This is a genomic window from Wohlfahrtiimonas sp. XWW7 (assembly GCF_056716055.1).
Map to the genome: position 1 here is coordinate 817,374 of NZ_CP168032.1, position 12,733 is coordinate 830,106.

At 38.5% G+C, this 12,733-nt stretch carries 12 protein-coding genes and 2 pseudogenes; 11 read left to right on the forward strand and 3 right to left on the reverse strand.

What is annotated here, in order from left to right; all coding sequences use genetic code 11:
- Positions 1-87 precede the first annotated feature (87 nt).
- From argC to ACA100_RS03965, 4 genes are read left to right on the forward strand one after another with little or no spacing between them, the layout of a single operon-like run.
- Positions 88-1,134 (forward strand): N-acetyl-gamma-glutamyl-phosphate reductase, encoded by a 1,047-nt coding sequence (gene argC / locus ACA100_RS03950; protein ID WP_481078698.1) that lies wholly within the window; start codon positions 88-90, stop codon positions 1,132-1,134.
- Positions 1,135-1,146: 12 nt separating this feature from the next.
- Positions 1,147-2,373, forward strand: a complete 1,227-nt coding sequence (gene argJ / locus ACA100_RS03955; RefSeq protein ID WP_481078699.1) for a bifunctional glutamate N-acetyltransferase/amino-acid acetyltransferase ArgJ — start codon at positions 1,147-1,149, stop codon at positions 2,371-2,373.
- A 9-nt stretch (positions 2,374-2,382) separates the two neighbouring features.
- Positions 2,383-3,273, forward strand: coding sequence for an acetylglutamate kinase (argB, locus tag ACA100_RS03960; protein WP_481078700.1), 891 nt, complete (start codon positions 2,383-2,385; stop codon positions 3,271-3,273).
- A complete protein-coding gene (locus ACA100_RS03965; RefSeq protein WP_481079099.1) occupies positions 3,270-4,442 on the forward strand; it encodes an aspartate aminotransferase family protein in 1,173 nt (390 codons plus the stop codon). The genes argB and ACA100_RS03965 overlap by 4 nt, the downstream gene beginning before the upstream one ends.
- 175 nt (positions 4,443-4,617) lie before the next feature.
- Here the strand turns inward: ACA100_RS03965 and ACA100_RS03970 are convergent, their stop codons facing one another.
- The 3 genes and pseudogenes from ACA100_RS03970 to guaA form a co-directional block, all read right to left on the reverse strand.
- Positions 4,618-5,310 carry a hypothetical protein gene (locus ACA100_RS03970; RefSeq protein ID WP_481078701.1) on the reverse strand — a complete coding sequence of 231 codons (693 nt, stop codon included), beginning with the start codon at positions 5,308-5,310 and terminating at the stop codon, positions 4,618-4,620.
- A 45-nt stretch (positions 5,311-5,355) separates the two neighbouring features.
- Positions 5,356-5,898 carry an adenylate kinase gene (locus tag ACA100_RS03975; protein ID WP_481078702.1) on the reverse strand — a complete coding sequence of 181 codons (543 nt, stop codon included), beginning with the start codon at positions 5,896-5,898 and terminating at the stop codon, positions 5,356-5,358.
- A 56-nt stretch (positions 5,899-5,954) separates the two neighbouring features.
- Positions 5,955-6,950 (reverse strand): annotated as a pseudogene (gene guaA / locus ACA100_RS03980) (glutamine-hydrolyzing GMP synthase); the annotation flags it as partial.
- 441 nt (positions 6,951-7,391) lie between these two features.
- Here guaA and ACA100_RS03985 point away from each other — a divergent pair.
- The 7 genes and pseudogenes from ACA100_RS03985 to ACA100_RS04015 all read left to right on the forward strand — a co-directional run.
- Positions 7,392-8,012: pseudogene (locus ACA100_RS03985) on the forward strand (ZinT family metal-binding protein); the annotation flags it as partial.
- A complete protein-coding gene (locus ACA100_RS03990; protein WP_481079100.1) occupies positions 8,001-8,510 on the forward strand; it encodes a ZrgA family zinc uptake protein in 510 nt (169 codons plus the stop codon). The pseudogene ACA100_RS03985 and the gene ACA100_RS03990, both read left to right, overlap by 12 nt.
- Before the next feature lie 4 nt (positions 8,511-8,514).
- Positions 8,515-9,255, forward strand: a complete 741-nt coding sequence (locus tag ACA100_RS03995; RefSeq protein ID WP_481078703.1) for an ABC transporter ATP-binding protein — start codon at positions 8,515-8,517, stop codon at positions 9,253-9,255.
- Entirely contained in the window at positions 9,252-10,523 is a 1,272-nt protein-coding gene (locus ACA100_RS04000; protein ID WP_481078704.1) for an ABC transporter permease, read from the forward strand. Before ACA100_RS03995 ends, ACA100_RS04000 begins: the two co-directional genes overlap by 4 nt.
- Positions 10,510-11,709, forward strand: coding sequence for a DUF3299 domain-containing protein (locus ACA100_RS04005; protein ID WP_481078705.1), 1,200 nt, complete (start codon positions 10,510-10,512; stop codon positions 11,707-11,709). The genes ACA100_RS04000 and ACA100_RS04005 overlap by 14 nt, the downstream gene beginning before the upstream one ends.
- Complete coding sequence (locus tag ACA100_RS04010) at positions 11,709-12,254, forward strand: DUF3299 domain-containing protein (protein WP_481078706.1); 546 nt, start codon at positions 11,709-11,711, stop codon at positions 12,252-12,254. Before ACA100_RS04005 ends, ACA100_RS04010 begins: the two co-directional genes overlap by 1 nt.
- On the forward strand, positions 12,251-12,712 hold the full coding sequence (locus tag ACA100_RS04015) for a Fur family transcriptional regulator (RefSeq protein WP_481078707.1): 462 nt from the start codon (positions 12,251-12,253) through the stop codon (positions 12,710-12,712). Before ACA100_RS04010 ends, ACA100_RS04015 begins: the two co-directional genes overlap by 4 nt.
- Positions 12,713-12,733 lie beyond the last annotated feature (21 nt).

Below are 12,733 nucleotides of genomic sequence, written 5' to 3' on the forward strand. Positions count from 1 at the left end.
TTTATTTTGCTTTTATTTAAAAAAGTTCTTTTAGCTATTCTTAAAGCTAGTAATCCTTGCTACATTATTAAGTTCAAGGAGGAAAATATGTCACAGAAAACAATTTCAGTCGGAATCATTGGTGCTACAGGTTATGCTGGGCAACAATTAGTTTGGTTATTGCATCAGCACCCTAATGTTGTTATTAATTTTGTCGCATCACACAGCCACAGTGCTAAACAATTCTCGGAAGTTTACCGAAACTACGAGTCTTTTTTTGATAAGCGATTAATTAATTTAGAACAGGTTGAAGAGCGATTATCATCGATTGATTTGTTATTTTTGGCATTGCCACATGGTTTGTCTGAACCATTGGCGAAAAAGGCCGTGGATGCAAGTGTCAAAGTCATCGATTTAGGCGCGGATTTCCGTTTTGATGATGAAGAGGTTTTCGAGAAATGGTACAAAACCAAGCATGAAGATCCAACGATCAATCAGCAAGCTGTTTATGGTATGCCAGAGTTATATCGTGAAGAAATTAAGGCGGCCAATATTGTTGCATGCCCAGGTTGTTATCCAACATCTGCAATTTTAGGTGTTGCGCCACTATTGAAAACAGGTTTAGTGAAGCCATCTGTGATTGTGGATGCAAAATCTGGTGTGAGCGGAGCAGGTCGCAGCGAGAAAATTGAATTACTATTTGCTGAACTGAATGAAAACTTTAAGGCTTATGGTTTGTTCTCTCATCGTCATACGCCAGAAATTTCACAAGAGATGTCAAAGTTATTGCATCAAGAAGTGGATGTGACGTTTACGCCACATTTATTACCGATTAATCGTGGAATTTTATCAACAATTTATTTAGATATTACAGAACGTATGACAGAAGCTGAGGTTTATCAGCAATACATAGCAATGTATAAGGATGAGCCTTTTGTTCGTGTTGTGAATGAGCTGCCGCAAATTTCTCACGTTAAAAATAGTAACTTATGCGAAGTTGGTATTCGTGTGGATGAAGCGCGCCAGAAAGTGATTGTGGTTTCGGCGATTGATAATCTGATTAAAGGTGCAAGTGGTCAAGCTGTGCAATGTATGAATTTGATGTTTGGTTTAAAAGAGACAACAGGCATTCATCAGCTTTCTATGTATATATAAAAGATAATGAGAATGGACAATATGAAAATCATTCAGGATGGAAATGCAACATCTGCCCAAGGATTTTTAGCGGCAGGTGTTAAAGCAGGTATTAAGGAGAGCGGTAATTATGATATGGCGCTCATTTATTCAGAATCACCTGCAGTAGCTGCTGGTGCATTTACACGCAATGCAGTGCGAGCCGCGCCTGTAACTTTGTCTGAATTACATGTTCAATCAGACAATGTACAAGCAATCATTGTGAATAGCGGTAATGCAAATGCTTGTACGGGCGATGAAGGTTATCGTAATGCTGAAAGTATGTGTAAATTAGTGGCAGGGCGATTGAATTTGTCTCAGGATGCAGTTCTAGTAGCCTCGACAGGGATTATTGGCGTGCAATTGCCCATGGAAAAAATCAATGTTGGCATTGATCATGTTGTAGATGCGTTGTCACAAGATGGCACGATTGCAACAAAAGCGATTATGACAACAGATTTAACAGAGAAAAATATTGCGGTTGAATTAGAGATTCAAGGTAAAACTGTGATAATTGGCGGAATTGCGAAAGGTTCTGGCATGATTCACCCAAATATGGGCACGATGTTAGGCTTTATTACAACGGATATTGCCATTGAAAAATCATTGCTACAACGCGCATTTTTAGAAAGTGTCGATGAAAGCTACAATATGATTTCAGTGGATGGTGATACAAGCACAAATGATACAGCGATCATTTTAGCCAATGGCTTGGCGGGTAATGATTTAATCACATCAGTAACAGATTCTGGTTACGCTGAATTTGTTGAAGCATTGCGTTTCATTAATCAAACATTGGCAAAGAAAATCGCAGAAGATGGGGAAGGTGCGACTAAACTCATTGAAACAAATGTATTTGGCGCTAAAACTGTAGAAGATGCACGAAAAGTTGCAAAATCTGTGATTGGTTCAAGTTTGGTTAAAACGGCAATTTTCGGTGGTGATGCCAACTGGGGTAGAATTTTATGTGCAGTTGGTTATTCATCTGCGGATTTGCAAGTGGATAAAATAGAGATTTTTGTCAAAGGTGGCGATGCAAAAATTCAAATCGTTGCACATGGTGCTGGCATGGCATTTGATGAAGCACTATTGGCTGAGATTTTCTCTGAAAAACAAGTGGAAATTGAAATTTATCTTCATAATGGTGAAGCTGTTGCAACAGCTTGGGGTTGTGATCTCTCCTATGATTACGTCAAAATCAATGCAGATTATAGAACCTAGGTGATGGATATGATTAGTAATCAAGATAAAGCAGCCTTTTTGATTGAGGCTTTGCCATTCATTCGTCGTTATCATGGCAAAACTGTCGTCATTAAATACGGCGGCAGTGCGATGGTGGATAAGAATATTCGTCAAGAGTTCATAAAAGATGTTGTGTTGATGAAGTACGTTGGGATTCATCCCGTGATTGTTCATGGTGGTGGGCCTGAGATCAACCAAATGCTTGAGCGTGTGAATAAAACCACAGAATTCATTGAAGGCTTACGTGTTAGTGATCAAGATACAGTTGAATTGGCTGAGATGGTGCTTTCTGCAAAGATCAATAAAGGGATTGTTGCAGATGTACAGCGTCAAGGTGGTAAAGCGGTTGGTTTGAGTGGTAAAGATGGCAATCTTTTCACTGCCCATAAAAAATTTGCTGATAAAAATGGTGAGCAGATTGATATTGGCTTTGTGGGTGAGATTGAAAAAATTAATCCAGACATCATTTATACAATGACGAAGGATAACTACATTCCAGTGATCTCTTCGATTGGTATGGATGAAGATGGTAATACTTATAATATCAATGCTGACTATGTTGCAGGTGCAATCGCAGCAGAGCTCAATGCATTTCGTCTCATCTTTTTAACGGATGTGGATGGCATTATGATGAACTTCCGTGATCCGTCAACTTTATTGAAAGAAGTGGATTATTCAGAAGTATTAAAATTGATTGATGAAGAAGTGATTACTGGCGGAATGTTGCCAAAAGTCAGAACATGTTTAGATGCAATTGATCGTGGTGTAAAAAACGTTATTATTTTAAATGGTAAAACATTACATGCGATTTTATTAGAGATCTTTACTGCCGAAGGTGCAGGTACATTGATCAAAGAAACTAAAGAGGAAAATAACTGATGTTAATGAATGCTTACAAGCGCTTTCCTGTCAATTTTGTTCGTGGGAAAGGTCCTTTCTTATACAGTGATCAGAATCATGAGTACATTGATTGTGTATCGGGTATTGCTGTTAACTGTTTAGGACATTCGCATCCAGCAATGGTGCAAGCTGCGAAAGAGCAGAGTGAAAAACTGTTTCATATCTCTAACCTGTATCAAAATGATATGCAGACATATTTGGCACAAAAATTAACGCGCAATAGCCATCATCAGCAAGTTTTCTTCTGTAATTCTGGGACAGAAGCAAATGAGTTAGCCATTAAAGTGATGCGTAAACATGGGCATCAGATTGCTGCGAATAAGACGAAAATCTTATATATGAAAGATTCATTTCATGGCCGTAGTACAGGCGCATTGGCGATAACAGGGCAAGAGAAGTATCAAGAGGATTTTCGACCATTAATGGGCGATGTTGTTGAATGTGAATTCAATAATGTTGAAATGGCAAAAGCTTTAGTAAATGAAGACTTCTGCGGCATCATTATTGAGCCTGTACAAGGTGAAAGTGGTATTCGTGCGGCAACACCTGAGTTCTTACAAACACTGCGTGAATTGACAGATCAATTCAATGCATTGCTAACTTTTGATGAGATTCAATGTGGCATGGGCAGAATGGGCACATTGTTTGCTTATCAACAATTGAATGTTGTGCCTGATGTTGTAACGATTGCGAAAGCATTGGGTGGTGGTGTTCCAATTGCCGCCTGTTTAACACGCGAAAAAGCGAATGATATTATCGTGCCTGGAGATCATGGTTCGACGTATGGTGGCAATCCTTTCGTATGTGCAATTGCACATGCTGTATTGACTGAATTAGTGGATCATGGTGTTGTGGCTGCTGTTGAAGAGCGTGGTTCTTATACACAGAAAAAGTTAAACTTATTAAAAGTTCGATATCCATTTGTGAAAGAAGTACGCGGTAAAGGTTTGTTGTTAGGTATTCAATTTGATGAAGCCGTGATAAAGGCTTCTGATGTTGTGAATGCTGCTTTTGATGCACGCTTATTATTAGTAGGCGCTGGTGATAATGTTGTGCGTTTCTTCCCGCCATTGAATATTTCTTTAGATCATATTGATGTGATGGTGAGTCGCTTAGAGCAAGTATTAGATAAAATTTCTGCTCAATAGAGATTAAGTGCGTAGAAAGGTAAAACCCGTAATGGAATTTCCATTACGGGTTTTATCATATCCTCAATGTGCTTATTTTGCCTAAGATCCTGAAGAGCTTTTTAGGTAATCTCTTTTTCAGGAGCTACATCTAAATTACCATTATTATTTTAGATGTCAACTTTTTTGATCAATATCAATTTTCAATGGCGATTGGAGAGATGATTTTTTCCCCAAAATATTTAGGTGAGATATACTGAATAATTGATCTTTTTTCTTTATCCAAAGTTACGTCAATACCTTTTTCAGGATAGAGATAATGGACTGTGCCTGTTTTCTTATTGTTAATCATCTCTTCGATGATTTGTGCAGGCTCGCCAAATCGTCCTTTAACATCATCAGGCGTTAGCACAATATGTGTTGGAATGAAAGCCAAGCTGAAAACAGGCTCATCTAAGAATAATTCATTCAATTCTGGAGGTAATTTGTAGCTCTTATTGCCACTCATTGGTGCTTGCTCTGGGATTGCTTTTTCTTTAGCAGTTGCCATATCCGTAGGATTATTGACCAATGTAAAAGCCATTCTACCAACGAATGGGCCTACTTGAGTTTCTCTAAAATAACCTTCCACTTGATCACCAGATTCAGTTTCGTACAAAGTCAGAGAAACGCGATTACCAAAAGTATCGATGGCATTTTGTAATGTTGATTGGTTCAGTGTTAAACCAAAGGCTTGCATATCCTTGTTGTCGGACAATGATGTTTCCCAAAAGGGCTGATTGCTCTGATTCTCTATTCTCGGTACAAACATCGGTAAGCCAAAATAGGCAAAAGAACCAACAAATAAGATACAAGCAACAGTAATTATAGTTTCTTTTTTCATGCTCATAAAAATGGCAGCTTAAGCTGCCATTCCATTATTGTAAGCTGTAATTTAGCTTAGTGCGTTAAAAATACGTTCACTGATTTCGGTCACTTCGCCAACGCCTTCCACTGTTACTAATTTCCCTTGTTTAGTGTAGTAGTTGATCAAAGGTGCTGTTTCTGATTCGTAAACTTTACGACGTTTTTCGATAGTTTCTTCGTTGTCATCTGAACGGCCACGAGACAATAAACGCTCTTTAATGATCTCGAAAGGTACATCAAAGAAGATTACTTTATCGATCGGTTGAGATAAACCTGTCAATAATTCATCTAAAGCTTCTGCTTGATTCAAATTACGAGGGAAACCATCCAATAAAAAACCACCATCGATTGCTTCAATGTTGTTTTTGATCATACCTAATACGATATCATCTGATACCAATTGGCCCGCATCCATGATTTTCTTAGCTTCTACACCAAGTTCTGTACCCGCGCTAACTTCAGCACGCAACATATCACCTGTTGAAAGGTGAGTAATCCCATATTTTTCGACCAAATTGGCTGCTTGAGTTCCCTTGCCTGAGCCAGGTGCACCCAATAATACGATACGCATGTCATTCTCCTAAATCGATATGTGATAATACATCTCTGTAATATTACACTATTTTGTTATTCCCACTCAATTGTTGCAGGTGGCTTATTCGATACATCATAAACAACTCTTGTCACTTTAGGAATCGATAAAATGATCTTGTCCGAAATTTCTTCAATGAATTCATAAGGTAAACGCGCTGCACGAGCTGTCATAAAGTCGATAGTTTCGATTGCACGAAGGGCAATTGTGTACTCATAAGTTCTCTTGTGATCTTTAATGCCTACAGACTTTACGGGTAAAAATACTGCAAATGCTTGTGATGTTTTGTCATATAAGCCATGTTCACGTAAGCCTTGAACAAAAATGTCATCCGCTAAACGTAAGATGTCAGCATATTCTTTTTTGATTTCACCCAAAATACGCACACCTAAACCTGGTCCTGGGAATGGATGGCGATACAACATTTCAGCAGGTAAACCTAAAGAAACACCCAGTTCACGTACTTCATTTTTGAATAGATATTTTAAAGGTTCGATCAACTCAAATTGCATGTCTTCAGGCAAACCACCCACGTTGTGATGTGATTTAATCACATTGTCAGCACCATGATGATCACCAGATTCTAAAATGTCAGGGTAGATTGTGCCTTGCGCCAACCATTTTGCATGGGATAATTTTTGAGCTTCTTCTTCAAAGATTTTGATGAATAATTCACCAATGATTTTGCGCTTACGCTCAGGATCATTTTCACCAGCCAATGCTGCTAGATAACGGTCTTCAGCATTGACGCGAATGACGTTAACGCCCATATTTTCAGCGAAAACTTTCATCACTTGATCGCCTTCGTTTAAGCGCATCAAGCCTGTATCCACAAAAATACAGGTTAATTGTTTGCCGATTGCTTTATGCAAAAGAGCCGCAACAACTGAAGAATCCACGCCGCCAGATAAAGCCAAAATCACTTCATCTTTACCTACGATCTCTTTAATGCGTGCACTTTCTAGTTGGGCAAATGCTTCTACTGTCCAGGTTGGTTTCAATTGGCGTTGTTCTTGTAAGAAAGCCGCAATTTGAGCTTTTAATTGATCATTTTCCAGAGCATCTTTAGCGATTGAAAGCGTTTTCTCTGATGGGAAATTACCCTGTTCAGATAAATCAATGATTGCAGGTGCTAGGTCGATCATCTCTTCTGTCACTTTAAATGCAGGTGTGAGAGCCGAGTAAAAGTTCAATGAACGAACAACTTGCGCAAGGCTTTGCGCATCTTTTAGGTTCGTATATACCACTAATATTTCATCAATTTGGGTGCTCATAATGCTTATTTCCAAGGGTTAATAAGCAGTCAATTGTATCAAAAATCATAATGGGTTGTTTCAAATCTTACCCACAAAGTTATCCACAATCTTAATCACATAAATTGTGAATAAGTGATTTTTGAAATTATATTAATGGCATTTGACGCTAAAAATGAAATGATATAACATTACATTTTTTAATTAAGGGGATGAGAGATGCAAAAGTCTATATTGCTATTAGCTATTTTGAGCCTGCAAGTGAGCGTGGCTCATAAACACTCACATGATCAATCTGAGAAAGCGGTATTAGCAAGCCAAGGTATTTTTGAAGATGAAGATGTTCAGGCACGTTCATTGAGTGATTGGGAAGGCGATTGGCAATCCATTTATCCATATTTAGTCAGTGGTGATTTAGATCCAATGTTGGCGCTTAAAGCAGAGAAGGGCGATAAAACATTGGAAGAGTATCGCGCTTATTATTTAAAAGGTTACAAAACAGATTTAACTTCTGTCGCAATTCATGACAATGTCATCGAGTATAAATCTCCTACACAAGTGACAAGCTGTGAATATAAATCTTCTGGCCATAAAATTTTGACATACGATTCAGGCAAAAGAGGTGTTCGTTATTTGTTTGAATGCACAGATCCACAATCTCAGGCTCCGAAATATATTCAGTTCAGTGATCACATCATTGCACCTGAAAAAGCAGGCCATTTTCATCTTTATATGGGCAATGATTCACATGAAACATTGGCATTAGAACTCAGTAATTGGCCAACATTCTATCCTGCTGCATTGAGTAAAGAAGACATTGTGGATGAAATGGTTGGGCATGATCAACATCATGGTGCGCATCAACATGGCGTTGCCAATATGAATGTCAGCATTGAAAATGGTGATGTGGAATTAGCATTAGAAGGCGCTTTGGCCAATTTTATCTCTTTTGAGTATGCGCCTAAGAGTGATGCGGAAATTGCTGAGGTTAAGGCAATGGTAAAACATTTTTCACAAATGAATCAATTGATTGTATTACCAAAAGATGCAGAATGTGAGCTGAAAGATGTGGATTTAGCATCCGATGTGATCGAAGCAAGTTTGTTAGGTCAAACACATCATCATGATAAAGCACATGAACACAACCACACAGAAACTCATGGTAATTTAACTGTTTCAGCGCAATGGAAATGCCAATCACCTGAAAAATTACAACAGATGAATGTTCAGTTATTCCAATATTTTCCACATTTAGAGCATATAGAAGTGCAAATGATCACTCCAAAAGGTCAAAAATCTGCTGAGTTATCATCAAAAAATACTGTGATTCAATGGTAACTAGATGACTATTAATGATTTAAAAGCAACAGGAGCACAAGCTTCTGTTGCTATACAGTTAACAGAATTAGATTTTTATTGGCCGAATGCAACGATTCCGACACTTGCCATTGAATCGTTGATTGTGCATAAAGGTGAGCAGGTTTTTATCTCAGGGCCAAGCGGTAGTGGTAAAAGTACATTACTGGGCTTGATTGCAGGTATTTTATCGCCAACATCTGGCAGTATTATCATCAATGATTGTTTGACCAATCAGCTCAGTGGCAGCGAGCGAGATATTTTTCGGGGTGATCATATTGGTTTTATTTTTCAGCAATTTAATTTAATTCCATATTTAACTGTGCTGGAAAATGTGTTGATTCCTTGCCAGTTATCTCGATTACGAGCAGCGCAAAGCATTCGGCATTATGGTTCTATTGTGGATGAAGCAAAAGCGCTATTAGAACGATTGGATTTATCATCAAAGTTATGGCACCAAAAAGCGAATCAATTATCTGTTGGGCAGCAGCAGCGTGTTGCAGCCGCAAGGGCTTTAATGGGGAAGCCTTCCATATTAATTGCAGATGAACCCACTTCTGCTTTAGATGCTGATCGTCGACAAGATTTCTTAGATCTATTGCTCAATGCTTGCCGTGAACACGATATAACTTTGTTATTTGTCAGCCATGATCGCGAAATCATATCGAGTTTTGAACGAGTGATTCATCTTAATGATATCAATGTGTGCGAAAAAGGATCGGAATGACTAGATTACTGTATTTAATATCATTATCCTGGAAAAGCTCGTGGAATCGACGAGGCACACTATTATTAATCATATTATCCATTGCTTTATCCACAACATTATTATTAGGCATTGAAAAAACTCGCGTTCAAGTGCGAGAGAATTTTGTGCAAGCGGTTTCAGGCACAGATTTAGTGATTGGTGCTCGTGGTAGCAATGTTCAGTTGATTCTGTATGCAATTTTTCATTTGGGTGGTGCTACCAATAATATGGGCTGGAATAGCGCTGAACTGATTGCTAAGAAGCCTGAAGTGGATTGGGTGATTCCGATTTCATTGGGCGATACACATCAAGGATATCCTGTGGTTGCCACAAATGAAAATATGTTTAAATATTATCGATATCAGAAAGATAAAAATTTAGTACTAGCAAAAGGACAACAATTTGAAGGTTTATTTGATGTTGTGATTGGTTCTGAAGTTGCTAAAAATCTTAATTATGAACTTGGGCAGAAAGTAGTTTTAAGTCATGGCAATAGTACATCGGATATTGCACAGCATGGTGATAAACCCTTTCAGGTGGTTGGTATTTTAGCACCAACAGGTACGTCAGTGGATCGCTCCTTATACATTAGTTTAGAGGCAATGGAGGCCATTCATTTAAACTGGCAAAGTGGAGCACCCATTCCAGGGTTAAATATTCCTGCGGATCAGATTACGAAGTTTGATTTGAAACCTAAAAGTATCACAGCATTATTGGTGGGCTTAAAAAAACGCAGTCATGTTTTTGCTGTGCAAAAATCTGTGAATGATTGGCGATCAGAATCATTAATGGCGGTTATGCCAGGCGTTGTGATGGATCAAATTTGGTCGATGATGAACTCAGCTGAGAAAGTATTATTAATTGTTTCTGCATTAGTCACTGTTGTGGGTTTGGCAGGATTAACCGCAACCATTTTGGCGGGCTTAGGAGAACGCAGAAGAGAGTTGGCTATTTTACGTTCAGCAGGTGCAAAGCCAACAGATATTTTATGTTTATTGGCATGTGAAGGCTTGATGTTATTGGTCATAGGTGTATTGATTGGTATCGTTTCACTGACGTTATTGATTATATTATTTAGCCCTTTATTAATGGATAAATATGGCATTGCCATCTATTTATCACTGCCAACGAATGGCGAATGGTTACTGTTAGGTGCAATTATGTTAGCAGGTTTGTGTACAAGTATGATTCCTGCATGGCGCGCTTATCGAATGAGTTTAGCGGATGGTTTAAGTGTTTCAAAATAGTATGAATGCAATTAAGCCAATAGCGCTATGGATTGTGATGATCTTATCATTGGTCAAGGTGGGTTTTGCCAATGATTATCATGTGATTGAATGGGAGCAGTTGTTGGCACCTTCAACGGAATTTGAGTTATCACAAGATGACATTTCTCCTGAGATGTTGAAAAATTATATGGATCATCAAGAGCAGCGTTTACCAAACTCTGCATTAGCTGGGCAAAATATAGCATTGTCAGGATTTGTGGTGCCATTAGAGTGGGATCAAAATGCAAATATCAGTGAGTTTTTATTGGTGCCTTATTATGGTGCGTGCATTCATGTGCCGCCGCCACCGAAAAATCAGATTGTACATGTACGATTGAAAGAGGGATTGTCAGGCATTCAAACAATGGATAATCTGACAGTATCAGGGCGATTGAATATTGATGGTAATGTTTCAGAATATGGTGAATCCAGCTATGCATTATTGGCGGATCATGTTGAGTGGGATCATCAAAGTCATCAGAAATCATGGTTATTGGCATTAATTTTGACGCTATTGAGCGGAATATCCATCTGTATCGGTTGGTTTTTTGGTGTATTGCTTGAACGAAAGAGCATCTCAATTATGATGATATTATTGAGCTTTTCCGCAGGGACGATGATCTATTTAAGTATCACAATTCTGTGGCTTCAACTCAATGTCATTTCGATCATATTATGGCTTGTGGGATTAATTGGGCTAGCAGTTTTCAATCGTATATTGCATAGCAAAGGTAAATTAACCATGTTTGCTTTAGTGATGCATAATATCCCTGAAAGTTTTGTGGTATTCAGCACGGCAATGATGAATATCGGGCTTGGCACAATATTAGCGCTGACGGTGATTTGTCATAATTTGCCATTGGGTTGTGGTTTGGCTCTGCCTGAAGCTCAACAGAGTCGCCGACAGCAATTTTATCGTGCACTATTCACAGGGCTTGCACCAGCGTTGTTAGCGATATTCATCTATACATTTTTGCGAGCCATTTTGTCCATGGATTATTTAATGCATTTGTCAGCATTCGCAGGCGGAATGATGATGTATGTCGCATTGCGGGAGATATTGCCGAAAGCCAAACCAATGATGCATAAAAAATCTGTCACAACAGGGATGATCACAGCATTATTAACAATGTCGCTGTTAACAATGATTGTGACGATCAATTAATGTTGTGGGTTGTACGTGTTTTAGGTGTGATATTCATAGCGCTCTTACTTGTGTTAGGTTTAGCGGTTTATAAGAATGCGCCACACGAATATCAAATATTGCAATGGCAAGACCTTATCGCAAAGGATGCGAGTCAGCCTGAATTTCTATTTAGCAATATGAATTTGAGTGCGATTTCCGATGCGGATCCTATGGCAGAAGAGATGTTACAAGCAATCTTGGCAGAATGGGCAAATGCACCTGTGAACGATGCATTGAATGATTCAATGGTGACAATTTCAGGCTATGTTGTGCCTTTAGATTGGTCGGACTCCCGTTCATTGAGCGAATTTCTGTTAGTGCCATATTTTGGTGCTTGCATTCATTCTCCACCGCCACCTGCAAATCAGATCATACATATTCAATTGGCTCAACCTGTTCAAAATATTCATTCAATGTCGGAAGTTTCTATTTCTGGGCGATTGATCATTCAAAGAAATGATGCGGCAGCAATGGGCGTTTCGAGCTATACTATGCTATTGGATGAAATTGAGAGATATCAATGATGGCAAAAGATCAGTTATCAGAAATAATGATGAAATATCTTGAAGATGCAGAGATTTTGGCTGCGCAACATGGTGTACGTTTAACCGCTTTGCGTAAAATGATTTTGGCACTGTTATTGGAAGCGAATGCGCCAGTGAAAGCTTATGAGCTGATTGAAAAGATGCGTGAGCAAGGGCATAACATCACGCCGACAACAACTTATCGCATTTTGGATTTTTTATTGTCCGAAAAACTCATTCACAAAATTCATACATTGAATGCTTATATCTCTTGCACTGTCGATCATCAACATGAACATAACTCACTAATGGTGATCTGCTCACAATGTCAAAAAGCGGAAGAGATAGATGATTGCACATTGACGGAAACCATTAGCCATAAACTAGATGATATGGGGATTTCATTGCAGGATCACTGTATTGAAATTCAGGGTATTTGCAAGGATTGCAAAGATTAAAAATTAATTCACAAAAATTGT